Source organism: Sphingomonas sp. Leaf25, from assembly GCF_001421635.1.
Classification (GTDB): Bacteria; Pseudomonadota; Alphaproteobacteria; order Sphingomonadales; family Sphingomonadaceae; genus Sphingomonas.
In genome coordinates, this window is sequence record NZ_LMKU01000033.1 from 428991 (window position 1) to 453822 (window position 24832).

Genomic DNA, 24832 nt, shown 5'->3' on the forward strand with positions numbered 1-24832 from the left:
GGCTCCGGTCGGGAGGATTGTCATCAGTAGGAGCTGAACAATGCCTGCCGCGCCAGATTGAGCGCAGCCACCGCATCCTGCCGGTCCTGCGCCGCCTGCATCGCCGCGAAGTCCAGCTTGTCGAGCGCGCGCTCCACCGTCTTCAGGAAGCCGATCGCCGAATTGGCGGCGGCGACGCTGTCCTCGCGGAACGGGAACTGGTCGAGCTGCCACACGCCCTCCCACCCGTTCTTGCGCAGTGTGTAGAAGAATTCGAACAGCTCGATCGGGTGGATCGACCCGGCGATCAGATCGTCGTCCCACCCGCGCAGATTGTCGTTCACGTCCATCCCGAACAGCCGGCCGTGGTCGATCGCCAGTTGCGCCGCATCGGCCGGGCTCTCGCCGCCGTACAGCGAATGACCGAAATCGAGCAGGATGCCGACATTGGGCAGGCCCATCCGCTCGATGCCCAGCAGGGTGCGCGCGACGCTGTCGTAGCTCATGTGGACGCGCGGTTCGCGCGGCTTGTATTCGATGACGAATTTCAGGTCGGGGTTCTGTCCCGCCAGTTCGGCCACGCCCTCGACGCTCATCCGCCACAGGTCGCGGTGGTCGACCTGGAACGGATAGTCCCACCCGTCCTGCCCCGGCCACAGCTTCACATAGTCCGCGCCGAAATGGCGGACGACGCGGGCGGCCTCGTTGCACATCTCGTTGGCGAGGCGGCGGATGCCCGGATCGGGATTGGTGAACGCGCCGCGCGCGAACTGCCGCGTGTAGATTTCGGGGGTGATGCCGATCACCGACAGCCCGTTGCGCGCCAGCGCCGCGTCGACTTGCGACAGCGACAGGCCGGGATCGGCGAAGGGATAGTTGATGTCGACCACCGACAGATCGTCGACCTGCCCGGCCAGATCGATCATGTCGATCAGCGAGCGCGTCTCGCCATAGCCGTCGGTGGCGTAGCGATCGACGTAGGTGGCGAAATGCCAGATGCCGGCGCCATAGCGTTGCTTGCCCATCGATCGATCCTCCCGCGAATTTTCGCCGCGCGACGCGATTGCGTCCCGCCGATAATCACATATAAGACGTCATATGAATAATATGTCCGCCGCAGGCAATGAGGATTTCGCCGCGCGCGCCGATCGGGTGCGCGCCAGGGCCAACTGGATGCGTCGGCGGCTGCTGGCGATGATCGTCGGGGCGGGGCAGGGGCATCCCGGCGGCGACCTGTCGGCGACCGACATTCTCGCCGCGCTGTATTTCGACATATTGCGGATCGACCCGGCCCGGCCCGACGCCCCGGATCGCGACCGGTTCGTGATGAGCAAGGGGCATTGCACCGGCGCGCTCTATTCGGCGCTGGCGGCGCGGGGCTTCTTTCCCGAAGCCGAACTCGACACCTATCTCCAGCCGGAATCGCGGCTGAACGGGCATCCCAACCGGGTGTATCTGCCCGGTGTCGAAACCAACACCGGGCCGCTCGGCCACGGGTTTCCGGTCGCGGTGGGCATCGCCATCGCCGGCCAGATCGATCGCGCCGACTACCGCGTCTTCGCGCTAACCGGCGATGGCGAGCTACAGGAAGGCAGCATGTGGGAGGCGGCGATGCTGGCCGGCCACCGGGGGCTGGGCAAGCTGACCGTGGTGGTCGATCGCAACCGCCTGCAACAAGGCGCGCGGACCGAGGATACCAACGCGCTCGAACCGTTGGCGGACAAATGGCGCGCGTTCGGCTGGGAGGTCGTCGGCGTCGACGGCCATGACGCGGGTGCGCTGCTGGCGGCGTTCGACGCGGCGGCGCGCCCACGCGACCGGCCGCGGTGCATCATCGCCGATACCGCCAAGGGGCATGGCGTGAGCTTCATGCGCGATCAGGCCGGCTGGCATCACGGCGTGCCGAATGCGGCGCAATATGCCCAGGCGATCCGCGAGCTGGAAGCGGAGATGGCGTCGTGAGCGCCGCCGCGTCCGCGCCCCAGGGCATGTTCGACTGCCGCGACGCCTATGTCGCCGCGCTGGAGGACATGGCGACCACCGACGATCGCATCGTCGCGGTGGTCAACGACTCGGTCGGATCGTCGAAGCTCGGCAAATTCCGCGACCGTTTCCCCGACCGGCTCGTCAACGTCGGCATCGCCGAACAGAATATGGTCAGCGTCGGCGCGGGGCTGGCCAATGGCGGCAAGGTGCCGTTCGTCAGCGGGGCGGGATGTTTCCTCACCGCGCGAGCGATGGAGCAGATCAAGGTCGACTGCGGCTACAGCCAGGCCAACGTCAAGCTGTGCGGCATCTCCAGCGGCGTCGCCTATGGCGAACTGGGGGCGACGCATCACAGTATCGAGGATGTCGCGTGGCTGCGCGCGATCGACAAGCTGACGGTGATCGTGCCCGCCGACCCGTGGCAGACCGATGCCGCGATCCGCGCCGCCGCCGCGCACGACGGCCCGGTCTATGTCCGCATCAGTCGCATGCCGGTGCCGGCGCTCGACCGGGACGACACCCCCTTCGCGATCGGCCGGGCCGAGACGCTGCGCGACGGGGGCGACGTGGCGATTATCGCCAGCGGGACGCTGGTCCACCGCGCGATCGCCGCCGCCGACCTCCTTGCGGGCGAGGGGGTGGCGGCGCGCGTCGTCAACATGGCCACCGTCTCGCCGATCGATGCCGCCGCGCTGGCCGCAGCGGCGGCGACCGGCGCGATCGTGACCGCCGAGGAAGGGCTGGCGCACGGCGGGCTGGGCGGGGCGGTCGCCGAATGGTGCGCGCGCCATGCCCCGGTGCCGATGCGGATGCTGGGCTTCCCTGGCTTCCTGCCGACCGGATCGGCCGACTGGCTGATGGAACGCTTCGGCCTGACCGCCAGCGGGATCGCGGCGGCGGTGCGCGACGTGCTCGGGCAGCGGGCGGCGCGATGAGCCGCCCGGTCATCCTCGCGATCGATCAGGGGACGACCAATACCAAGGCGTTGCTGGTCGCCACCGACGGCACGGTGGTACGGTCGCGGTCGCGGGTGATGCGCGTTACCTATCCCCGCCCCGGCTGGGCCGAACAATCGGCGTCCGACATCTGGGAAGCGGTCGCCGCGCTGATCGGCGAGCTGGTCGCCTCCGCCCCCGACGTGCGGGTCGCGGCGGTCGCCATCGCCAACCAGCGCGAAACGGTGGTGATCTGGGACGCGGCCACCGGACAGGCGCTGACCCCGGCGGTGTTGTGGCAATGCCAGCGATCGGCCGGGCGGCTGGCCGCGCTGCGCGCGCAGGGCCACGAACCGCTGGTGCTGGCGCGCACCGGGCTCAGCCTCGACCCGTTGTTCCCCGCCGCCAAGATCGCCGGATTGCTCGACGCCATGCCCGGCGCGCGCGACCGCGCGGCGCGCGGCGAACTGCGCTGCGGCACGATCGACAGTTGGCTGTTGTGGAACCTGACCGACGGCGCGGTCCATGCGACCGACCACAGCAATGCGTCGCGCACCCAGTTGTTCAATCTCGACCGGCTGTGCTGGGACGACGATCTCGCCGCGATCTTCGACGTGCCGCTCGCCATGCTGCCACAGGTGCTGTCGTCGGATGCCGCGTTCGGCACCGTCGCGCCGGGCATCACCGCGCTGCCGCCGGGAACCCCGATCCATGCGATGATCGGCGACAGCCATGCCGCGCTGTTCGCGCACGGCATCGAAACGCCGGGCGGCGGGGTGAAGGCCACGATCGGCACCGGCAGCTCGCTGATGACGCCGACCGACGGCCGGGTGCGCTCGGCGCACGGCCTGTCCGGCACGATCGCGTGGAGCCGGGGCGGCGTCGTCCGCCATGCGCTCGAAGGCAATATCTCGGTGTCGGGACAGGCGGCGGCGTTCGCTACGACATTGCTCGGGCTGGCCGACGAAGCGGCGCTGACGGCGCTGGCGGCGAGCGTGCCCGATGCCGGCGGGGTGACATTCGTGCCCGCGCTCGCCGGGCTGGGCGCGCCGCACTGGCGGCCGCAGGCGCGCGGGCTGATCGCGGGCATGACGCTGGCCACCCGCCCGGCGCATGTCGCCCGCGCGACGCTCGACGCGATCGCCTTGCAGATCGCCGACGTGCTGGCGGCGATGGAGGCCGATCTCGGCCGGCCGTGCGCCACCGTGTCGGTCGATGGCGGCGCGGCGAAGAACCCGTTGCTGGCGCAGATCCTCGCCGACCTGACCGGCCGCTCGATTGTCCGCCCGCATGCCGCCGAGGCCAGCGCGCTGGGTGCGGCGCGGATGGCGGCCGGGGCGATGGGACTGGACGGCACCGACCTGCGGCTGGTGCCCGAACAGGTGTTCGCACCCGCGATCGACGCGCCGGCCCGGGCGGCGATGCGGGCCGGCTGGGCGAGCGCGATCGAACGCGCCGGGTGATCTTGGTGCCGGACCGGGCATCCGCCCTGTCCGGCAGGCCGGCCTACGCCGTCCGCCCCTCGATCGGGGCGACATCCATGTCCGCCTCGAGTTCGTCCAGTGACTTGCCCTCGTTGCGCGGTGCGCCGAGGTAGCCGATCAGTCCGCTCAGGACCAGGAACCCGGTCAGGATCCATGCCAGCGTCTGGAACCCGGTCGCGGTCAGCAGCGGCACGAAGAAGCTGAAGATGCCCAGCACGATCCGCACGATCCCGAACATCAGCCCCTGCGCCGTCGATCGCAGCAGCGTGGGGAACATCTCCGCGCTCCACAACTGGAAGAAGGATTGCGCGCCGAACCCCTGGCCGATGCTCATCAGCATCACATGCACCAGCGCCATCGACAGCGTCAGCGGAAAGATCGCCAGCAACGACATGCCGACCACCTGGACGATGGCCGACACCAGGAACAGCGTGCGCTGGTTCACCCGGTCGGCCAGCCGCATGAAGATCAGCCAGATCGACAACATGCCGAGCAGGAAGCTGAACGACTGCACCGCCACCGCCATCGCCTGGCTCTGGTTGCCGACGGTGCGCAGGATATAGGGAAAGAAGAAGCCGTTGGTGCCCGCCCACAGGTTCCACATGCCGTACATGCCGGTCAGGAACGCCATCGGCGCGATCCACTGCATTGTCATCAGATCGCGCAGCCGCGCAGGCTGTGCCGCCGCGCCGGCGCTCGGTATCTTGTCCGCCTGCGCATCCAGCCAGCGTTGCGATTCCTTCATCCGCGATCGCAGGAAGGTCAGCGCCACCGCGAGGATGGCGAGATGCGCGAACACGATCCGCGCGCCTAGTAGCCCGAGCGGTTCGAGCGCGAGGAACATCAGCAGCACGACGACCGGCCCCAGATACCATAGCACCTGCGCCACGCCGCTATGCTTGCCGCGCGCGCCCTTGGGCGCGGTTTCGGCGATCAGCGACCACGACGCCGGAATGTCCGCGCCCACTGCCAGCCCGACCAGAAAAAAGCCGATCAGCACCATCCACGCATTCATCGCGAAGATCAGCCACAACATGCCGAACGCATAGAACAGCATGTCATATTGGTAGATCGTCTTGCGCCCGAACAGGTCGCACAGCCGCCCGCCGACGAACGCGCCGATTCCGGCGGAAATGGCATTCGGCCCGAACGCGCCGATCAGCCCGACGAAACCGGGACTGAGGTCATAGGCCTGCATCCACAGCGCGAGCGCGGCCGACCCGGCGACGATCGATCCGGCATCGATATAATTGGCCAGCCCGGCGAGAATCGTGTTCTTCCAGTCGTTTCGGTCGGAACCGATCCCCTCCGCGATTGCGCCTTCCATTCCCGCTCCCTCCGGTTTTATAATCATATGACGACATATGATGTTATGGGTTGCGGTGCAATTGGAGAGCGATGGTGACGGTTTCGCGAAGGACCATATTGGGCGGCGGCGCGGCAGCGGCCGCCGCCGCGCTGACCCCCGCCGCGGCGGCGAGCGCCACCGCGCGGGTCGAGCGCTGGGGCCTGCATGAGATCGTGCTGGACGGCCCGGCGGGCGGCAATCCGTTCGACGACGTGACGCTGGCGGCGACCTTTACGCTGGGTACGACGCGCATTGTCGTGCCCGGTTTCTACGACGGCGACGGCACCTACCGCATCCGTTTCAGCCCGCCGGCGCTCGGCCGATGGACATGGACGACGGCGAGCAACGTCGCCGCGCTCGACGGGCGAAGCGGCGCGGTGGACAGCGTGCCACCGTCGCCCGGCAACCACGGCCCGGTGCGGATGACGCGCGACGGCTATCATTTCGTCCATGCCGACGGCACGCCCTATCGCCCGGTGGGAACGACCGCCTATTCATGGGCGCTGCAATCCGATGCGCAATGCGCGCGCACGCTGGCGACGCTGAAGGCGGGACCGTTCAACAAGATCCGTATGTGCGTGTTCCCGAACGTCGCATCGGTCGCGACCGACCCGTTCGTGCGCACCGGCGGTGCCCCGCGCGACTGGGACCCCGCCCGGTTCGATCCCGCCTATTTCCGCCGATTCGAGGATCGCCTGCGCCGACTGGGCGAGCTGGGGATCGAGGCCGACGTCATCCTGTTCCACCCCTATGACAAGCGGCGCGGCTATTCGGCGATGCGGCGGTCGGACGACGAACGCTATGTCCGCTATGTCGCGGCGCGGTTCGGGGCGTTTCGCCACGTCTGGTGGGCGATGGCCAATGAATATGACATCGTCGAGGACAAGACGGTTGCCGACTGGGATCATCTGTTCGCGGTGCTGGTCGCCGCCGATCCGCACGACCGGCTGCGCTCGATCCATCAACTCAACGTCTATTACGATTACCGCAAGCCGTGGATCACCCATGCCAGCATCCAGCACGGCGCGGCGGTGCTCGACGACGGGCGGGTCCATCCGCACCGCAATTTCGCGCAGAAGGCGGTGATCTTCGACGAGGTGATCTACGAGGGCAATTCCGACAAGCGCTGGGCGCGGCTGACCGGCGAGCAACTGGTCGAGCGGTTCTGGTGGGGCACGCTCGGCGGCGCCTATGTCGGGCACGGCGAGGTGTTCACCGACACCGGCAATCCCGACCAGTCGTGGCTGGGGCAGGGGGGCAGCCTGCGCGGGACGAGTCCGCCCCGGCTGGCGTTCCTGAACCGCATTCTGGCGAGCGTTCCATCGCCGGGGATCGATCCGATCCAGCAATTCTGGGACTATCATCTGGGCGGGCGGGACTTCACCTGGTATCTCAAATATTTCGGCAACAGCCGCCCGACCCGCTGGGACGTCGCGCTGCCCACCCGCGCCGCCGATCCGCACCCCGACTACCGCATCGACATCCTCGACACCTGGAACATGACGATCACCCCGGTGGACGGCGTGTTCCGCATGGTCCAGCGCGACGAATACGACGTCCACGACCCCGCCCGGCCAAGCATCGCCCTGCCCGGCAAACCTTACATCGCGCTGCGGATAACGAAGGTGTGACGGTCGCGGGGTAGTCCGCCAAAGCTCGATCGACAACATCGTCCGCCGGTGCGATACCCCCGGCCATGCCAGTTCCTGAGGACCATCGGTCACCGCTTCGCCGTATCGCCATCGATCGCGGGGGGACGTTCACCGATGTCGTCGCCGAATATGCCGATGGGCGGATCGCCGTCGCCAAGCTGCTGTCGGCCGATCCCGGCCGCTACGACGATGCGGCGGTCGAGGCGGTGCGGCGGCTGTCGGGCACGCCCGAGGGTCCGTTGCCGGCGATCGACGTGCGGATCGGCACCACCGTCGCCACCAACGCGCTGCTCGAACGGCGCGGCGAACCGACGGTGCTGGTCATCACCCGCGGTTTCGGCGACGCGCTGGCGATCGGCTATCAGGACCGGCCCGATATTTTCGCGCGCGCGATCGTCCGGCCGGCGCCACTGGCCGAGCGGGTGATCGAGGTCGACGAACGGGTCGATGTCGATGGCAGGATCGTCCGCGCGCTCGATCCGGCGGCGGCCGAGGTCGCGTTGGCCCAAGCGTATGACGATGGACTGCGCAGCGTCGCGATCGTCCTGATGCACGGCTGGCGACATCCGGCGCATGAGGCGGCGCTGGTCGATCTGGCGCGGCGCATCGGCTTCACCTGGATTTCGGCCAGCCACCGCGCCGCGCCGCTGATCCGGCTGGTCGCGCGTGGCGATACCACGCTTGCCGATGCCTATCTCTCGCCGGTGCTGCGCCGCTATGTCGATGGGCTGGCGGCGGCGTTCGGCGGCGCGCCGCTGTTCATGCAGTCGTCGGGCGGGCTGGCCGATGCGGCGGCGGTCAGCGGCAAGGACGCGCTGCTCTCCGGTCCCGCCGGCGGGATCGTCGGCATGGCGGCGGCGGCGACCAACGCCGGGGCGGCGCGCGTGATCGGGTTCGACATGGGCGGCACCTCGACCGACGTGTCGCTGTGGGCGGGCAGCTTCGAGCGGCGGCAGGAGGCGGTGATCGGCGGCGTCCGCGTGTCGGCACCGATGCTGCGGATCGATACGGTGGCGGCGGGCGGCGGTTCGATCTGCCGGTTCGATGGCGGCCGCTTCGTCGTCGGCCCTGAATCGGCCGGGGCCGATCCGGGTCCCGCCTGCTACCGGCGCGGCGGGCCGCTGACCGTCACCGACTGCAATCTCGTCCTCGGCCGGATCGTACCGGCGCATTTCCCGGCGGTGTTCGGCCCGGCACGCGACCAACCGCTCGACCGCGACGCCGCGCTCGCCCGGCTCGACGCGCTGCTGGACGAGGTCGAGTTGGCGACCGGTACGCGGCCGACCCGTGATGCCGCCGCCGAAGGGCTGGTCGCGATCGCGGTCGCCAATATGGCCGGTGCGATCAAGGCGGTGTCGGTCGCGCGCGGCCACGATCCGGCGACCTATGCGCTGATGAGCTTCGGCGGGGCGGGCGGGCAGCACGCCTGCCTCGTCGCCGATGCGCTGGGCATGACCGAAGTGCTGGTCCATCCGCTGGCCGGCGTCCTGTCGGCATGGGGCATCGCGCTCGCCGACCGGCGGAGCGTGCGCCAGCGCAGCGTAGGGCTGCCGCTTGCTGGAGACTGGCGCGCGTTGCTCGACGATCTCGTCGTCGCCGCCCGCGCCGACCTTGGCGACGGGGCGCGGGTCGAGGCGAGCGCGACCTTGCGCTATGCTCGCACCGATCAGGGGATCGACGTGGGTATCGCCGATGACACGGCGATGGCGGCGGCGTTCGTGGGCGCGCACCGCGACCGCTTCGGCTTCGACGGCGACGACATGCTGATGGTCGAGCGGCTTCAGGTCGAGGCGGTGCTGCCCACCACGCCGCTCGCCGCCGCCACGGTGACGGCGACCGGACAGGCACCCGAGACGGTCGAGGTGGCGATGGCCGGCGCGCGCCATGCCACCCCGCTGCACCGGCGCGAGGCGCTCGGAGCCGGACAATGCGTCGACGGCCCGGCGCTGATCGTCGATCCCACCTCGACGCTCGCGGTTCAGCCGGACTGGCGCGCGGTGGTGCTGGACGACGGCACGCTGCGGCTGAACCGCGCCGCGCCCCGCGCGCAGGCCAGCGGCGATGCCGGCGTCGATCCGGTCCGCCTCGCCATCTTCGCCGGGCTGTTCATGGGGCTGGCCGAGGAGATGGGCTCGGCGCTCCAGCGCAGCGCCGCATCGGTCAACATCCGCGAACGGCTCGATTTCTCCTGCGCGATCTTCGACGCGCACGGCCATCTCGTCGCCAACGCGCCGCATATTCCGGTGCATCTGGGCAGCATGGGCGATTGCGTCCGCCACCTGATCGCCGCGCGCAATGCCGACGGGCGCGGCATGCGGCCGGGCGATGCCTATGCGGTGAACGATCCCTATCGCGGCGGCACGCACCTGCCGGACATCACGCTCGTCCAGCCGGTGTTCGCCGATGGCGCCGACGTGCCCGCCTTCTTCGTCGCGGCGCGCGGCCATCATGCCGATGTCGGCGGGACCAGCCCCGGATCGATGCCCGCCGACAGCCGTACCATCGCCGAGGAAGGCGTGGTGTTCGACGACGTGCTGGTCGTCGCCGACGGGCGGCTGCGTGAGCCTGAATTGCGCGCGCTGTTCGCAAGCGGTCCGCATCCGGCGCGCAACATCGACCAGAACATGGCCGATCTGGCGGCACAGCTCGCCGCATGCGCGCGCGGCGCGGCGGGCCTCGCCCGGCTCGTCGCCGAACAGGGGTTGGCGGTCGTCGCCGCCTATATGGAGCATGTCCAGACCCATGCCGAAACGCTGGCGCGCCGGTTGATCCGCACACTGGCCGACGGTCAATTCGCCTATGCGACTGACGACGGCGCGGTCGTGCGGGTGGCGGTACGGGTCGATGCGGCGGCAGGCGCGCTCACCGTCGACTTCACCGGCAGCAGCGCGCAGCGGCCGGGCAACACCAATGCCCCGCTGGCGGTGACTCGCGCGGCGGTGCTGTATGTCCTGCGCACGCTGGTCGGCGAGGATGCGCCGCTCAACGACGGGTTCCTGCGGCCGGTGACGCTGATCGTTCCGCAAGGATCGATGCTCAACCCGTGCTTCCCGGCGGCGGTCGTCGCCGGGAACGTCGAGACCAGCCAGGTCGTCACCGACGCGCTGCTGGGTGCGCTGGGCGCGATGGCCGCCAGTCAGGGCACGATGAACAACTTCACCTTCGGCGATGCCGACCGCCAATATTACGAGACGATCGCCGGCGGCGCCGGTGCCGGCCCCGGATTCGCCGGCGCGAGCGCGGTGCAGACGCACATGACCAACAGCCGCCTGACCGATCCCGAAGTGCTGGAGACGCGCTTCCCGGTCCTGATCGAAGAATTCGCGATCCGCCACGGATCGGGCGGCGATGGCGCTTGGGCCGGCGGCAACGGCACGACGCGGCGGGTGCGGTTCCGCGCGGCGATGCGCGCCAACATCCTGTCGAACCACCGCCGCGTCGCCCCGTTCGGCATGGCCGGCGGCGGTGACGGCGCGGTCGGCGCCAATAGCATCGAACGCGCCGATGGCCGTGTCGAGCGCCTCGGCGCGGTCGCCTCGGCCGACATGCGCGTGGGCGACGTGTTCGTGATCGAGACGCCGGGCGGCGGCGGCTATGGCGATCCCCGGTCGGAGCGCGGCTGATGCTGGTCCTGTCGGGCGTCGCGGTCATCGCGCTCGGTTTCCTGCTGCGCTTCAATCCGCTGCTGGTCATCATCGTCGCCGCCGGCGTCACCGGCCTCGCCGCCGGGCTCGATCCGCTGGCGGTCCTCGCCCGCTTCGGCCATGCGTTCAACGAGACGCGCTACGTCACCGCGATCTACATGGTGCTGCCGGTGATCGGCCTGCTCGAACGCGCCGGGCTTCAGGCGCGCGCCCGCTCGCTGGTGCTTGGCCTCAAGGGGCTGACCGTCGGGCGGCTGCTCGCCGGCTATCTGCTGTTCCGGCAATTGTCGGCCGCGCTCGGCCTTACCGCCATCGCCGGCCATGCGCAGACCGTCCGCCCGCTGGTCGCACCGATGGCCGAAGCGGCGGCCGAGGGGCAGGGCACCGCCGACCCCGAACATGTCCGCGCGCTGGCGGCGGCGACCGACAATATCGGGCTGTTCTTCGGCGAGGACATCTTCATCGCGATCGGATCGATCCTGCTGATGAAGGGCGTGCTGGAAGGCTATGGCATCGCCATCGAGCCGTTCCACCTGTCGGTCTGGGCGATCCCGACCGCCATCGCCGCCTTTCTGATCCATGGTCTTCGACTGTGGCTGCTCGACCGGCGGCTGGCGGGGGCGAAGCGATGATCGGCCTCGGCTTCGTCTATCTCGTCGCCGGCAGTTTCTTCGCCGGCTGCGCGATCCTCGGGATTATCGACCGGCGCTTCGCCAATGCGCTGTTCCACGCGCTGCTTGGCCTCTCGTTCTTCGCGGGCGACCGGATCGGCGACATCGGCAACGGCGTCCTCGTCCTCGCCCTCGTCGCGACCGCCGCGTCGGGGCGGATGCGGCGCGGCGAAAGCGTCGAACCGGCGACCCCCAAAGGCCCGCTGCTTGCGCTGGCGCTGGTCATTCCGGCGGCGGCACTGGGCGGCACGGTGTTGTTCAAACAGGTGCCGGCGCTGGTCGATCCGAAACAGGCGACGCTGGTCGCGCTGGCGGCGGGGGTTCTCGTCGCGCTCGCTTTATGCTGGCTGGCGCTGCGCGCGACGCCGCTGGCCGGGCTGCGCTCGGGCCGCCGCCTGCTCGACGAGATCGGCTGGGCGGCGGTGATGCCGCAACTGCTCGCCAGCCTCGGCGCGGTGTTCGCGCTCGCCGGGGTCGGGGACGTGGTCGGTGGGTTGATTGGCGGGGCGATCCCGGCGGGCAGCATCTTCGGCGCGGTCGTCGCCTATGGTTTCGGCATGGCGTTGTTCACCATCGTGATGGGCAATGCCTTTGCGGCCTTTCCGGTGATGGCGGCGGCGGTCGGCATTCCGCTGCTGGTCCGCCACTACGGCGGCGATCCTGCGCCGGTCGCCGCGATCGGCATGCTCGCCGGCTTCTGCGGCACGTTGCTGACGCCGATGGCGGCGAATTTCAACATCGTGCCCGCAGCGCTGCTCGACCTGCGCGACCGCTACGGCGTGATCCGCGCGCAGGCGGCGACCGCGCTGCCGCTGCTCCTGTTCAACATCATGCTGTTGTGGTGGGTGCTGACATGACGACGCTGACTCCCGACCTCGCCGGCCGTTTCGCCCGGATCACGCTCGGCCACATCGGCCAGCAATATCCCTACAAGCTCGATCAGGTGCTGGCCGGGCCGCAGGACGTGCGCCCGCCGGTCGACCTTCACCCGATCTTCCACGGCAGTTTCGACTGGCATAGCTGCGTCCATGGCTGGTGGCAGTTGCTGACGATCCGCCGCCTGTTCCCGACCCTGCCCGAAGCCGCCGCGATTGCCGCGCGCGCCGACATGATGCTGATCCCGGAGCGGGTGGCGGGCGAGCGCGCCCGTCTCGACCAGCCGTTCGCCGCCGGGTTCGAACGCCCCTATGGCTGGGCGTGGCTGCTGGCGCTTCATGCCGAGGCATGCCGCCACGACGCGCCGTGGGGTGAGGCGCTGGCCCCGCTGGCGCAAGCGTTCGCCGCGCGGTTCCGGGATTTTCTGCCAAAGCTCACCTATCCGATCCGCACCGGCACCCATTTCAACACCGCCTTCGCGCTGGTGCTGGCGCGCGACTGGGCGATGACCCGCGACGCCGCCTTGGTCGCGCTGATCGACGAGCGGGCGCAGGCATGGTTCCTCGGCGACCGGGGGTGTCAGGCATGGGAGCCGTCGGGTGACGATTTCCTGTCGTCGGCGCTGACCGAGGCATTGCTAATGCGCCACGTCCTGCCCGCGCCCGCGTTCGCGACATGGTTCGCCGCCTTCCTGCCCGATCTCGATCGCGGCGAGCCGGCGACGCTGTTCCACCCCGTCACCGTGTCCGACCGCAGCGACGGCAAGATCGCGCATCTCGACGGGCTGAACCTCAGCCGCGCATGGTGCTGGCGCGCCATCGCTGTGGGACATCCATTGGAGGACCGGCTAGGCGAGGTCGCCGACCGGCACCTCGTCGCCAGCCTGCCGCATCTGGACGATGATTACATGGGCAGCCACTGGCTCGCCACCTTCGCGCTGCTCGCCACCGCCGGTCTGGGTCCCGCCGTGCCGGCACATGCGATCGGGGCGTCGGTCCCGGCCGGATGAGTCCCGGCGGCGGCGGGCGTTACCGCTCGACGATGTCGTGCCGCATCGGCGCGAGCTTGGCGAGGAACCGGTTCTGCGCGGCGAAGGCCACGCCCTCGGCGCCCATCGCCGCCTGAAGGTTCTCAACCAACCGGTTCATGTCGCCCTGCTGCACGCCCATGGTCTTGTGCGCGCTCAGCATGTCGCGCCCGGTGTAGCTGCATCCGGCGTTCAGGATGTAGCAGAAATGCTCGAACAGCGTCCGTTTCAGCCGGACCTGATCGTGGTTGGCGAAGACCTCGCCGATGTGCCGGTCGGCGAAGTTCGTCGCGACGAAGCGATCGACGATCCGGCGGATGCCCGGCTGTCCGTGGAACGCGCGCGCCATGCCCTCGCCGGCGAAGGGCGTCGCGCCGGCGTTGGCGGCGTCCACCCGGTACGGCTCGACAGGCTCCTCGCCGGGCATCGCATGGGCGGGCGGATGGTCCTGCGCCACCGGCGACAGGGTGAGGAGGAGGGCGGCAAGGATCATGATGACGAGGTCCGGTAGGAGTGGGAGGGACTGGATCGACAATCGAGCGAATGTTCGGTTTCTTCCCTCCCTGGAAGGGAGGGGGCGGGGGTGGGTTGGCCGGTTGTGGAAAACATACCTTCCCTCACGGACCTACCCACCCCCAGCCCCTCCCTTCTCAGGGAGGGGAGCGATAATGTTGGCGCTCCGACCGAATGTCGATCCGGTCTAGAAACTGCCCTGAAGCTGGAACAGGACGCCGCGCTGCTTCTCGAACGTCGCGACCGATCCCAGATCGGCATAGGCGATCGTCGCGGTCAGGTGGCGGTTGATGCCATAGGCGGCGAAGGCATCGGCCCAGTCGTCCTCGCGCGCGATCGCCAGGTTGCTGGGCTTGCTGCGATATTCGGCGCCGACGACCAGCCGGCGCGACAATTGATAGGCGAGCGACCCCTCGACCTGCACCCGGTAGCTGTCGCCAAGCGCGCCGCCATGGCCGAGCAGCCCGTTCTGGTTCGCCTTGGTCGCGCGCACCGTCGCATTGGCGAGCACCGACCAGTTCAGGAACAGCTTGGTCGCGCTGGCATAATAATCCACGCCATCGGCCTCGCGCGCGCCGACCGCGCGGACGACGGCCGCATCGAGGCTTTTCTTATACTGCGCGCCGACCGCGACGGCGGGCATCCATGGCAATCCATAGACGGCATCGCCCGCCACGCGGACCTTCAGGCCATAGATGTCCTGATCGAACTTGAAATCATTGCCGAGGCCGAGTGCGGCGCCGACCTTGTTCGTGTCGAGAATCTGGCGCGCGAACGACAGCTCGATCCGGTCCCACGCGCCGATCGCCCCCGACAGGACGGTGACGTCGTAATCGGGCAGCGCGGCGATGGTGACGCCCGCCTGCCCGCCGATCGTGTCCTTCGTTGCATTGCCGGCGATGACCGCCCATGGCGTCAACCCGCCGCCCGCCGATCCCTCGATCGTGCTGATTCCGTTGGTCAGCAACAGCTTGCCGGGTTCGCCGACGGTCTGCGCCTGTGCCGGCAGGGCGACCGTCATTACGCAAATTGCGCAAAGTTCATTCCGGGAGATGCTCTTCATTCCTCGAGGGTAGAAGCGCGCCGGTAAATATCCGGCTAACCGGCGTGCAGGCGAATCAGCGTGGTCTTAACCGGAGGTTGATGGATTCCACGCATATTGGGTCCATGAAACTCGCTGCTACCGCCGCCATGGCTGCCTTCCTGGTGCCGCTTCCCGCCGTTGCCGGAACCGTCGCGGTCCGTGTCGTCGATGCCGCCGGGCAGCCGGTGCCCGATGCGGTCGTCACCATCCATCCGGCAGCCGGCGTTCCGGCCGGGCCGATCCGGTTTCCCTGGCCCAGCACGATGGTCCAGCGCGGCATCGCCTTCAATCCCGGCACGCTCATCGTGCCGGTCGGCGCGACCGTCACCTTTCCCAACCAGGACAAGGTGCGCCATCACGTCTACAGCTTCTCGCGCGCGGCGAAGTTCGAACTGAAGCTGTTCGGACGGGATCAGAGCCGCAGCTACCTGTTCACCACGCCGGGCACGGTCGCGCTCGGCTGCAACATTCACGATGCGATGTCGGGCTTCATCCGCGTGGTCGACACCCCGTTCGCGGGCAAGACGGCGGCGGCGGGCGATACGTCGATCGCGGGCGTCACCGGCGGGCGGGCGACGCTGACGATATGGCACCCCCGGCTCAAGGCGAAGCTGGGCGAGGTCAGCTTCCCGCTCGACGTTCCGGCCAGCGGCGATACCGCCAAACGCATCACCATCGCGCTCCGGTAACGGCCGTGCCGCGCCCGTCCTTGCCGCGCGTCATTGCGCTCGTCCGCGGGTCGCTCTCGGCCAAGCTGGCGGTCTTCTATGGCGCGCTGTTCGCGCTGGCGGTCGTGTTGATCCTGATCGGGGTGAAGGCGGGGATCGGCAATACCGCCGAGGGCATGATCCGCAACGAAATGGTCGCCAGCGCCAAGGTGTTCGACCGGGTGACGGCGATGCGTTACGCCCAGCTTGGCGATGCGGGCACCGTGCTGGCGGGCGACTTCGGCTTTCGCAGCGCGGCGGCGACGGGCGACGCGCCGACGATCGTCTCGGCGCTTGATTCGCTGCGCAGCCGCCTGCGGCTCGACCAGGCATTCTTCGTCGGCGCGGACGGAGCGGTCGTCGGCTATCGCGGACGCATGTCGCCGCGCGACGCCGACGACCTGTTCGCCGCGCTCGACGGCGGGCGGACGCGCGGCGTGCTGCGCATCGGCGACGCCCGGTTCAACGCTGCCGCCGCGGCGGTCAAGGCACCGGTCACGATCGGCTGGGTCGTGTTCGGCAACGCGCTCGACGGGCGGGAGATGGCCCGGCTGGCCCGGCTGTCCTCGATCGACCTTGCGCCGCATATCGTCCCCGCCGCGACGCTCGACCCCGCGCAGCGCGGCGGCGCGGTGGTCGAACGCGACATCGACGGCAAGCGGATGCTGGTGCAGGCATCGCCGATCGCCTCGTTCGTCGACGGCGAGCCGCAGGTGCTGCTGCTGCGATACAGCATCACCGACGCGCTGGCGGCATATCGGCCGCTGCTGTGGCTGCTGATCGGTTGCGGCGCGGTCGGCGTCGTCATCGCCGGCATCGGCAGCGTCGTGCTGGCGCGGCGGATCACCCGACCGATCATCGCGCTCGATGATGCCGCGCGGCGGGTGGCGCGTGGCGATTATACGCAGGTCGCCGTCACCACGCGGGACGAACTCGGCACGCTCGCCGCCAGCTTCAACCGCATGGTCGACGACATCGGCGAGCGCGAGCGCCAGATCACCCATATGGCGCTGCACGACCATCTGACCGGCCTGGCGAACCGCGTCCTGCTGCGCGACCATCTGACCATGGTGATCGCCCGTCCGCCGTCGCAGCGGCGACAGGCGCTGTTCTGCCTCGATCTCGACCAGTTCAAGGTCGTCAACGACACGCTCGGCCATCCGACCGGCGACGCCTTGCTGTGCGAGATCGCCGGCCGGCTCAGCCGGTTCGCGCCCGACGGCTTCGTCGCGCGGCTGGGCGGCGACGAATTCGCGATCGTGCTCGACGATGCGCAGCGCTCGCTCGACCGGGTGGCGCATGAACTGACGCGGGTGGTGGCCGAACCGTGCATCGTCAACGGCCACCGCATCGTGCCGGGCACCAGCATCGGCATCGCGATCCTCGGCGTCGACGGCGAGGATGCGGTGACGCTGGCGAAGAACGCCGATCTCGCGCTCTACCGCGCCAAGCACGACGGGCGCGGCGGCTATCGCTTCTTCGAGGCGACGATGGATGCCGAGGCGCGCAAGCGCCGGCAGATGGAGCTCGACCTCCACGACGCGATCGCCGAGGGGCAGTTGTCGCTGATGTTCCAGCCACTGTTCAACCTGTCCGAAACCCGCGTCTGCGCGTTCGAGGCGCTGTTGCGCTGGAACCATCCGGTGCGTGGGCAAGTGTCGCCGGTCGACTTCATCCCGCTGGCCGAGGATACCGGGCTGATCGTGCCGATCGGCGAATGGGTGATCCGCGAGGCGTGTCGCGCGGCGCGGCGCTGGCCCGACGACGTGCGGGTCGCGGTGAACGTATCGCCGGTCCAGTTCCGCAATCCGGGCCTCGCCGCCGTCATCCTCCAGGCGCTGTCCGAAAGTGGCCTCGCCCCGCAGCGGCTGGAGCTGGAGATCACCGAGAGCCTGTTCATCGACAATCCTAAATCGACGCTGGCCTCGCTGCACAGCCTGCGCGCGCTGGGCGTGCGCGTCGCGCTCGACGATTTCGGCACCGGCTATTCCTCGCTCAGCTATCTGCGCGCCTTTCCATTCGACAAGATCAAGATCGACCGCAGCTTCATCCTCGACCTGCTCGACGGTGACGGCGACAGCGCCACCGCGATCATCAAGTCGATCACGACGCTGGCCGAGGCGCTGGGCATGGAGACGACCGCCGAGGGCGTCGAGAACGCCGGCCAGCTCGACATCCTGCGCGAACAGGGCTGTACCCATATCCAGGGCTATTATTTCAGCCGGCCGGTGCCCGAAAGCGAGATCCGGCGGATGCTGGGCATGGAGGGTGAGGGCGCACGGCGGCTCGCGGGATGATCGCCTGTCCGAAACCATGGCCGGTAGCCAAAGGCGACGATCGGCGAGGTGCCGCGCCCGGTCGCGCCGGCGTGGCGAATCGGGTCGCTTGTTGACATGGAATATGCAGCGATCGAAATAGCGGTCATGACCGGACGCCTGACCTCCAACGTTTCGCTGACGCCCGAACTGAAACAGTTCATCGTCGAGCGCATGGCGACCGGCGACTATGCCAACACCAGCGAGGTGGTCCGCGCCGGCCTGTGCGCGCTGCGCGACGCGGCGGGGGCGGCGGCACGTCCGCTGACGCCGGGCTGGCCGGCGGCGGGCGGCGAGTGCGGCGCGCTGATCCGCCGTCGCGACTGGAGCCAGTCGCCGCTCGGCACGCCCGATGGCTGGTCGCACGAAATGCGCGCGACGATCGCCAACATCGTCAATTCGCCGGTCGCCAAGGTATTGATGTGGGGCAGCGACCATATCCTGTTCTACAACGACGCCTATCGCGCGATCCTCGGCGATCGCCATCCGCTGGCGCTGGGCACCCCGGTCGCCGAGGCGCTGCCCGAAGTCTGGGACTGGAACCGTCCGATCCTCGCCGCCGGGCTGCGCGGCGAAGTCCAGTCGTTCCACGACCAGCCGATCGTGCTGGAGCGCGGCGACGGGCCGGAGACGCTATTCCTCGACCTCTATTACACCCCGGTGCATGACGCGAACGGCGTGGCGGGCGGGGTGCTGTGTACGATCGTCGACCATAGCGAGCGCGTGGAGATCGAGGCGCGGCTGGCGGCGAGCGAGGCCGAACTGCGCGGCATCGCCGATGCGATGCCGATGCTGGTCGCCTATGTCGGTGCCGACCATCGCTATCGCTTCGCCAATGCCCGCTATCAGGAATGGTTCGGCACGTCGCCCGAGGCGATCGTCGGCCGCCACATCCGCGACGTGATCGGCGAGGCGGCCTATGTCGACCGGCGCGCGGACATCGACGCGGCGCTGGGCGGCCAGGCGATCGTCGCCGAAACCACGCTGCACCACCGGGAAGCGGGGCCGCGCCGGGCGGAAATCCGCTACGTCCCCGCGACCGGCGCCGATGGGGCGACGAGCGGCGCCTATATCCTCGGCATCGACATCACCGACCGTGCCGGGCGCGAAGCCGAAGTTCGCGCGAGCGACCGCCGGTTCCGCACCGCGATGGAGGCGGTTCACGGCGTGTTGTGGACCAACAGCGCCGACGGGCGGATGCTCGGCGAACAGCCCGGCTGGGGCGCGCTGACCGGTCAGTCGTTCGACGAGTATCAGGGGTTCGGCTGGTCGGCGGCGGTGCATCCCGACGATGCGGCGGCGACCGTGGTCGCGTGGAACGCGGCGGTGGCGAGCCGCGGCATGTTCGTCCACGAACATCGCGTGCGGCGGCACGACGGCGAATGGCGCACCTGCGCGATCCGGGGGCTGCCGATTCTCGACGACGATGGCCGCATCGTCGAATGGGTCGGCGTTCACACCGACATTTCGCACCAGCGCGCGGCCGAAGCGGCGCTGCGCGATCAGGCCGAAAGCCTGGCGCGACAGGTGCGGCACCGCGAACGTGCCGAGGAGCAACTGCGCAGCCTCAACGAAACGCTCGAAACCCGCGTGATCGCCGAGATCGCCGAGCGGCGGCAGGCCGAGGCGAAGCTGGCGCAGTCGCAGAAGATGGAAACGGTCGGCAAGCTGACCGGCGGCGTCGCGCATGATTTCAACAATCTGTTGCAGGTGATCGGCGGCAACCTGCAACTGCTCGGGCGCGACGTGGCGGGCAACGAACGCGCCGAGCGCCGCGTCGCCAATGCGATGGCCGGCGTCTCGCGCGGGGCGAAGCTCGCCAGCCAGTTGCTCGCGTTCGGGCGCAGGCAGGCGCTGGAACCCAAGGTCGTCAACGTCACCCGCTTCGTACAGGGGATGGACGACATGCTGCGCCGCGCGATCGGTGAGGGCGTAGAGATCGAGACGGTGTTCGCCGGCGGCCTGTGGAACACCTTCATCGATCCGGGCCAGATCGAGAATGCGCTGCTCAATCTGGCGATCAACGCGCGCGATGCGATGGAGGGGCAGGGCCGGCTGACGATCGAACTGTCGAACGCGCACCTCGACGATGCCTATGCGCGGACGCACGAGGAAGTGGTGCCGGGGCAATATGTCATGCTGGCCGTCACCGACACCGGCAGCGGGATGTCCCCGGACATCGTCGCCAAAGTGTTCGAACCGTTCTTCTCGACCAAGGCGGAAGGCAAGGGGTCGGGCCTCGGGCTGTCGATGGTGTACGGCTTCGTCAAGCAATCGGGCGGGCATGTGAAGATCTATTCGGAGATCGGCCACGGCACGACGATCAAGCTATACCTGCCGCGCGCGATGGAGTCCGAGGATGTCGAGGTCGCGGTCGATACCGGGCCGGTGCGCGGCGGGACCGAGACGGTGCTGGTGGTCGAGGACGACGAGGAGGTCCGCGCGACCGTCGTCGCGCTGTTGGGCGACCTTGGCTACCGCGTGCTGAAGGCCGCCGATGCGACCAGCGGCCTTGCCGTCATCGAAAGCGGGGTGCCGATCGACCTGCTGTTCACCGACGTGGTGATGCCTGGACCGCTGAAAAGCCCAGAAATGGCGCGCAAGGCGCGTGAGCGGCTGCCCAATATCGCGGTGCTGTTCACCAGCGGCTATACCGAGAATTCGATCGTCCATGGCGGGCGGCTCGACAAGGGCGTCGAGCTGTTGTCGAAGCCGTACACGCGCGAGGCGCTGGCGCGCAAATTCCGCCATGTGCTGGCCAACCAGCAGCAGCGTGGCGTCGCGACCCGCACCGCGCCCGAACCCAACCCGCCGGTCGCGGTGACGACTCCGCCGAGCCTGCGCCAGACCGCGCTGCTGGTCGAGGACGACGATCTGATCCGCACGAACACCGCCGACATGCTGAAGGACGCAGGGTTCGTGGTGCTGGAAGCGGCGAGCGCCGAGGAAGCGCTGATGGCGCTCCAGACCGCGCCGGTCGACGTGCTCATCACCGACGTCAACCTGCCCGGCGCATCGGGCCGTGAGCTGGCGACACGCGCGCGCAGCGTCCGCCCCGACGCGCTGGTGGTGTTCGCCACCGGCGATCCGGGCGCGGTGCAGCGCGAACCGAACGCGGTGGTGCTCGCCAAACCCTATGACGCCAAGGCGCTGATCGCGGCAGTGCGCGGCGGGGTGCGGCGGACGAAGGATCAGCCGGTCGGATAATCGCCGGACCGGCTACCCGGCATGAAGCCAATCGCCCCGCCGGTCGTTGCACCCCCCGAACGACTGCGGGAGGTGGCATGTGACGGGCGGGACGATCATCGTGACGGGTGCCGAATCGGGCATCGGTGCCGCCTGCGCCGCAGCCTTCGGGGCGACCGGCGCACGGGTGGCGGTACTCTATTTCGCCGATGCCACCGCCGCCGGGCACAGCGCCGACGCGGTACGCGCCGCCGGCGGCGAGGCGATCACCGTGCAGGCGCATGTAGACGATGAAGCGTCGGTCGATGCCGCCTTCGCCACGGTCGAGCGGCAATGGGGGCCGGCCGACGTGCTGGTCAATTCCGCCGGGCTGAACATGACCGGGGTCAACGTCCGCGACATGACGCTGGCCCAGTGGCGGCGGTTGCTCGACACCGACCTGACCGGCGCGTTCCTCACCTCGCGCCGGTTCCTGACCGGGCGGGGCGAGGCGGGCGATGCGGTGATCCTGCACATCTCGTCGATCCATGCCTATGCGGTGCGCGCCGGCGGGGCCGATTATTGCGCGGCGAAGGGCGGGCTGACCAACCTGGTCGAAACGCTGGCGATCGAGGAAGCACCGCGCCGCATCCGCGTGAACGCGATCGAGCCGGGGATGATCCTGACGCCGATGAACGCGCGGGCGCAGGCAGATGAGACCTACCGCCGGACGCTGGAGAACAACATTCCGCTGGGCCGCGCCGGTGCGCCCGAAGAGGTGGCCGATCTCGCCGTCTTCCTCGCCTCGGACAAGGCGCGCTATATCACCGGCGCGCGGATCGTGATCGACGGCGGACTGTCGCTGATGCAGGCGATCGGCGCATGACCGGCGTCGTCGACACCAACCTGCTGCTCGACTTTAACGTCCGGGCGATCGAGTCTGTCACGCTCGACGGCCCGCCCGAACTGGCGGCGCGTGACCTGATGAGCCCCTATGTCTGGCGCGAGCCCGACGGTCGCTACGGCATCATGGTCCGCGCGGTCGTGCCACCCGGCGCGCCGCTCACCGATACCGGCGTGATCTGGGCGGGGTGGAGCGACGACGGGGTGCGCTTCACCATGGCGGACACGCCGTCGATCGTGCCCGGCCCCGACGAGCATGACGCGGGCGGCGTAGAGGACCCGACGGTCGTCCGCCGCGACGACGGCTATGTCGTCTATTATTCGGGCGTGCTCGCCGATCACGCGCATGGCGAACTGTCCTATGCGACCGGTCCGTCGCTCGACCGGCTGGTCAAGAGCGGCGTCGCGCTCGCCTCGTCCAAGTCGGAGGGCAATACCAAGGAAGCGACGATCGACCGCACGCCCGACGGGCGCTGGCGGCTGTTCTACGAATATGCCGCCGACGAGGCATCGCGGGTGGGCATGGCAGTCGGTGCCGATGTCGCCGGCCCATGGGAGGAACAGCCGACCCCGTTCCTGCCGCGCGCGGACAGTTGGGACGACTGGCATCTGTCGACCGGGCCGTTGCTGACCGACGATCCGGCATGTCCGGTGATGTTCTACAATGGTGCCACGCGCGACGCGCGCTGGCGGATCGGCTGGGTCGCGTTCGACGCCGATTATAGCCGTGTCGTCGCCCGCGGGCTCCAGCCACTCGTCACCCCGCCGCCGGTCGACGATCGCAGCGCGACCGACATCGCGTTCGCGGCATCGGTCGTGGTCGCGGACGGGGCGATCTGGCTCTATTATTCGCTGGAGGACCGCCGGCTGGCGCGGGCGTTGATCCGGCGGAGTTGAGGGGGCGTGCCGCTCAATGCGGCACCACCCCCAGCTCCACCCCGGTCTTGTCGTGCAGCGCGAACCGGTCGACCAGCGCGGCGCTGGCGCGGTTGTAGCCGATGACGTCCACCACCGCCCCGTCGCGGCGCAACCGGGCGACGATCTTGTCGAGCGCGCCGACACCCGAAATGTCCCAGAAATGCGCACCCGACACGTCGATCGTCACCGGCGTAGTACCCTCCGGCCGGAATGCCCGGGTGAAGCGATCGACCGAGGCGAAGAAAATCTCGCCGGTGACGCGGTAGGTAACGCCGTCGTCCATGCTGCGCTCCACCGCGAACATCCGCTGCACCTTGCCGGCAAAGAAGATGCCCGAGAGCAGCACGCCCGCCAGCACGCCCAGCGACAGGTCGCGCGTCGCGACGACGACGACGACCGTCGTCAGCATGACGATCGACGAGGTCGCCGGATGCCGCCGCAGGTTGGCGATCGAGTTCCAGCTAAACGTGCCGATCGACACCATCACCATCACCGCGACCAGCGCGGGCATCGGCATCCGCCCGACGAACGGCCCGAGCAGCGTCAGCAGAACGAGCAGGAATCCGCCCGCGACAAAGGTCGACAGCCGGCTGCGCCCGCCCGACGTCACGTTGATGACCGACTGGCCGATCATCGCGCAGCCGCCCATCCCGCCGAACAGCGCGGCGACGATGTTCGCTCCGCCCTGTCCGGCGCATTCGCGCCGCTTGTCACTGTCGCTGTCGGTCATGTCGTCGACGATCTGCGCGGTCAGCAACGATTCGAGCAGCCCGACGGCGGCCATGGTCAGCGAATAGGGCAGGATGATCCGCAGCGTCTCGAACGTCAGCGGCACTTGCGGGAGCGCAAGGCCTGGCAACCCGTCGGGCAGGCGGCCCATGTCGCCGACGGTGTTGACCGGCAGCGCAAGGCCGATGCTGATCGCGCTCAGCACGAGGATCGCGACCAGCGGCGATGGCACCGCCTTCGTCACGCGCGGGAACAGGTAGATGATGGCGAGGCCCCCGGCGACCAGCGCATAGCTGTGCCACGTCACCCCGGTCAGTTGCGGGAGCTGCGCGAGGAAGATCAGGATCGCGAGCGCGTTGACGAAGCCGGTGATGACCGAGCGCGACACGAACTGCATGACAAGGTCGAGCCGCAGCAGCCCGGCGGCGATCTGGATCACCCCCATCAGGATCGTCGCGGCAAACAGATAAGCGACGCCGTGATCGCGCACCAGCGGGCCGATGAGCACCGCGACGGCGGCGGTCGCCGCCGAGATCATGCCGGGCCGTCCGCCGATCAGCGAAATGACGATGGCGATCGCGACCGAGGCATAGAGGCCGACCGCCGGATCGACCCCGGCGATGATCGAGAAGCCGATCGCTTCGGGGATGAGCGCCAGCGCGACGACGATGCCGGCCAGCACGTCACGGCGGGCGGCGGCGCCGTCGGTGAACCACTGACGGCGATAGGTTCTGGAAATAAGCGGCATGTGAAATCCACAACAAGGCACATGGCGCCCATGGGTGGAGCGCGCGGGATCGGTTGGATGTGCATGTTGTCCGGCGGATCGGCGGCCGGAATAGCCACCCGGAATTTCACCGGGTCCTTGCGAATGACCGCGCTGTAGCCGACCCGCC

18 protein-coding genes and 1 other annotated feature are annotated in these 24832 nt (G+C 69.1%); of the genes, 13 read left to right on the forward strand and 5 right to left on the reverse strand.

The features are described from left to right. Positions 1-23 precede the first annotated feature (23 nt). Positions 24-1004, reverse strand: a complete 981-nt coding sequence (locus ASE78_RS16965; RefSeq protein WP_056498707.1) for a sugar phosphate isomerase/epimerase family protein — start codon at positions 1002-1004, stop codon at positions 24-26. Between the two features lie 73 nt (positions 1005-1077). Between ASE78_RS16965 and ASE78_RS16970 the strand changes: the two genes are divergently transcribed. From ASE78_RS16970 to ASE78_RS16980, 3 genes are read left to right on the forward strand one after another with little or no spacing between them, the layout of a single operon-like run. Beyond that, a complete protein-coding gene (locus tag ASE78_RS16970) occupies positions 1078-1941 on the forward strand; it encodes a transketolase (RefSeq protein WP_082467295.1) in 864 nt (287 codons plus the stop codon). Further along, positions 1938-2900 (forward strand): transketolase family protein, encoded by a 963-nt coding sequence (locus ASE78_RS16975; protein WP_056498709.1) that lies wholly within the window; start codon positions 1938-1940, stop codon positions 2898-2900. Before ASE78_RS16970 ends, ASE78_RS16975 begins: the two co-directional genes overlap by 4 nt. Beyond that, the gene (locus ASE78_RS16980; RefSeq protein ID WP_056498711.1) at positions 2897-4363 is read left to right on the forward strand and encodes an FGGY family carbohydrate kinase; all 1467 of its coding nucleotides are present in this window, start codon (positions 2897-2899) and stop codon (positions 4361-4363) included. The genes ASE78_RS16975 and ASE78_RS16980 overlap by 4 nt, the downstream gene beginning before the upstream one ends. Before the next feature lie 43 nt (positions 4364-4406). Here ASE78_RS16980 and ASE78_RS16985 read toward each other — a convergent pair whose 3' ends face one another. Beyond that, positions 4407-5711 carry an MFS transporter gene (locus tag ASE78_RS16985; RefSeq protein WP_056498712.1) on the reverse strand — a complete coding sequence of 435 codons (1305 nt, stop codon included), beginning with the start codon at positions 5709-5711 and terminating at the stop codon, positions 4407-4409. 71 nt (positions 5712-5782) lie between these two features. Here ASE78_RS16985 and ASE78_RS16990 point away from each other — a divergent pair, with 71 nt between their 5' ends. The 5 genes from ASE78_RS16990 to ASE78_RS17010 all read left to right on the forward strand — a co-directional run bounded on the left by ASE78_RS16990 (position 5783) and on the right by ASE78_RS17010 (position 13584). Further along, positions 5783-7363 (forward strand): DUF5060 domain-containing protein, encoded by a 1581-nt coding sequence (locus ASE78_RS16990; RefSeq protein WP_235515132.1) that lies wholly within the window; start codon positions 5783-5785, stop codon positions 7361-7363. Between the two features lie 65 nt (positions 7364-7428). Beyond that, on the forward strand, positions 7429-11007 hold the full coding sequence (locus ASE78_RS16995; RefSeq protein ID WP_056498715.1) for a hydantoinase B/oxoprolinase family protein: 3579 nt from the start codon (positions 7429-7431) through the stop codon (positions 11005-11007). Further along, positions 11007-11660 carry a DUF969 domain-containing protein gene (locus ASE78_RS17000; protein WP_056498717.1) on the forward strand — a complete coding sequence of 218 codons (654 nt, stop codon included), beginning with the start codon at positions 11007-11009 and terminating at the stop codon, positions 11658-11660. The genes ASE78_RS16995 and ASE78_RS17000 overlap by 1 nt, the downstream gene beginning before the upstream one ends. After that, entirely contained in the window at positions 11657-12556 is a 900-nt protein-coding gene (locus tag ASE78_RS17005; protein ID WP_056498719.1) for a DUF979 domain-containing protein, read from the forward strand. The genes ASE78_RS17000 and ASE78_RS17005 overlap by 4 nt, the downstream gene beginning before the upstream one ends. Then, positions 12553-13584 carry a DUF2891 domain-containing protein gene (locus ASE78_RS17010; RefSeq protein ID WP_056498722.1) on the forward strand — a complete coding sequence of 344 codons (1032 nt, stop codon included), beginning with the start codon at positions 12553-12555 and terminating at the stop codon, positions 13582-13584. The genes ASE78_RS17005 and ASE78_RS17010 overlap by 4 nt, the downstream gene beginning before the upstream one ends. Before the next feature lie 19 nt (positions 13585-13603). On the opposite strand, the gene ASE78_RS17015 is transcribed toward ASE78_RS17010, so the two are convergent. Beyond that, positions 13604-14095 carry a group I truncated hemoglobin gene (locus tag ASE78_RS17015; protein ID WP_056498723.1) on the reverse strand — a complete coding sequence of 164 codons (492 nt, stop codon included), beginning with the start codon at positions 14093-14095 and terminating at the stop codon, positions 13604-13606. A 207-nt stretch (positions 14096-14302) separates the two neighbouring features. Beyond that, positions 14303-15136, reverse strand: coding sequence for a DUF3034 family protein (locus ASE78_RS17020; RefSeq protein ID WP_235515133.1), 834 nt, complete (start codon positions 15134-15136; stop codon positions 14303-14305). A gap of 146 nt (positions 15137-15282) precedes the next feature. Between ASE78_RS17020 and ASE78_RS17025 the strand changes: the two genes are divergently transcribed. The 5 genes from ASE78_RS17025 (at position 15283) to ASE78_RS17045 (ending at position 23186) form a co-directional block, all read left to right on the forward strand. Further along, entirely contained in the window at positions 15283-15888 is a 606-nt protein-coding gene (locus ASE78_RS17025) for a hypothetical protein (protein ID WP_056498727.1), read from the forward strand. 20 nt (positions 15889-15908) lie between these two features. Beyond that, entirely contained in the window at positions 15909-18203 is a 2295-nt protein-coding gene (locus ASE78_RS19855; RefSeq protein WP_321163103.1) for a putative bifunctional diguanylate cyclase/phosphodiesterase, read from the forward strand. Positions 18204-18329: 126 nt separating this feature from the next. Next, positions 18330-21428, forward strand: a complete 3099-nt coding sequence (locus ASE78_RS17035; RefSeq protein ID WP_082467331.1) for a PAS domain-containing protein — start codon at positions 18330-18332, stop codon at positions 21426-21428. Between the two features lie 79 nt (positions 21429-21507). Next, on the forward strand, positions 21508-22272 hold the full coding sequence (locus ASE78_RS17040; RefSeq protein ID WP_056498729.1) for an SDR family oxidoreductase: 765 nt from the start codon (positions 21508-21510) through the stop codon (positions 22270-22272). After that, positions 22269-23186, forward strand: coding sequence for a glycosidase (locus ASE78_RS17045; protein WP_082467297.1), 918 nt, complete (start codon positions 22269-22271; stop codon positions 23184-23186). Before ASE78_RS17040 ends, ASE78_RS17045 begins: the two co-directional genes overlap by 4 nt. 13 nt (positions 23187-23199) lie before the next feature. Here ASE78_RS17045 and ASE78_RS17050 read toward each other — a convergent pair whose 3' ends face one another. Then, positions 23200-24684 (reverse strand): SulP family inorganic anion transporter, encoded by a 1485-nt coding sequence (locus ASE78_RS17050; RefSeq protein WP_056498732.1) that lies wholly within the window; start codon positions 24682-24684, stop codon positions 23200-23202. Between the two features lie 64 nt (positions 24685-24748). Continuing rightward, positions 24749-24804, reverse strand: a sequence feature (sul1 is cis-regulatory element that is thought to sense ions involved in sulfur or methionine metabolism; They are found in Alphaproteobacteria). Between the last annotated feature and the right edge of the window lie 28 nt (positions 24805-24832).

Coding starts and splice junctions, on each gene's coding strand:
- ASE78_RS17035 (WP_082467331.1), top strand. CDS start 18,330: ATGACCGGACGCCTGACCTCCAACGTTTCGCTGACGCCCGAACTGAAA.
- ASE78_RS16990 (WP_235515132.1), top strand. CDS start 5,783: ATGGTGACGGTTTCGCGAAGGACCATATTGGGCGGCGGCGCGGCAGCG.
- ASE78_RS17005 (WP_056498719.1), top strand. CDS start 11,657: ATGATCGGCCTCGGCTTCGTCTATCTCGTCGCCGGCAGTTTCTTCGCC.
- ASE78_RS17045 (WP_082467297.1), top strand. CDS start 22,269: ATGACCGGCGTCGTCGACACCAACCTGCTGCTCGACTTTAACGTCCGG.
- ASE78_RS16965 (WP_056498707.1), bottom strand. CDS start 1,004: ATGGGCAAGCAACGCTATGGCGCCGGCATCTGGCATTTCGCCACCTAC.
- ASE78_RS17010 (WP_056498722.1), top strand. CDS start 12,553: ATGACGACGCTGACTCCCGACCTCGCCGGCCGTTTCGCCCGGATCACG.
- ASE78_RS17020 (WP_235515133.1), bottom strand. CDS start 15,136: ATGACGGTCGCCCTGCCGGCACAGGCGCAGACCGTCGGCGAACCCGGC.
- ASE78_RS16980 (WP_056498711.1), top strand. CDS start 2,897: ATGAGCCGCCCGGTCATCCTCGCGATCGATCAGGGGACGACCAATACC.
- ASE78_RS17050 (WP_056498732.1), bottom strand. CDS start 24,684: ATGCCGCTTATTTCCAGAACCTATCGCCGTCAGTGGTTCACCGACGGC.
- ASE78_RS17015 (WP_056498723.1), bottom strand. CDS start 14,095: ATGATCCTTGCCGCCCTCCTCCTCACCCTGTCGCCGGTGGCGCAGGAC.
- ASE78_RS16985 (WP_056498712.1), bottom strand. CDS start 5,711: ATGGAAGGCGCAATCGCGGAGGGGATCGGTTCCGACCGAAACGACTGG.
- ASE78_RS17025 (WP_056498727.1), top strand. CDS start 15,283: ATGAAACTCGCTGCTACCGCCGCCATGGCTGCCTTCCTGGTGCCGCTT.
- ASE78_RS16995 (WP_056498715.1), top strand. CDS start 7,429: ATGCCAGTTCCTGAGGACCATCGGTCACCGCTTCGCCGTATCGCCATC.
- ASE78_RS16970 (WP_082467295.1), top strand. CDS start 1,078: ATGAATAATATGTCCGCCGCAGGCAATGAGGATTTCGCCGCGCGCGCC.
- ASE78_RS17000 (WP_056498717.1), top strand. CDS start 11,007: ATGCTGGTCCTGTCGGGCGTCGCGGTCATCGCGCTCGGTTTCCTGCTG.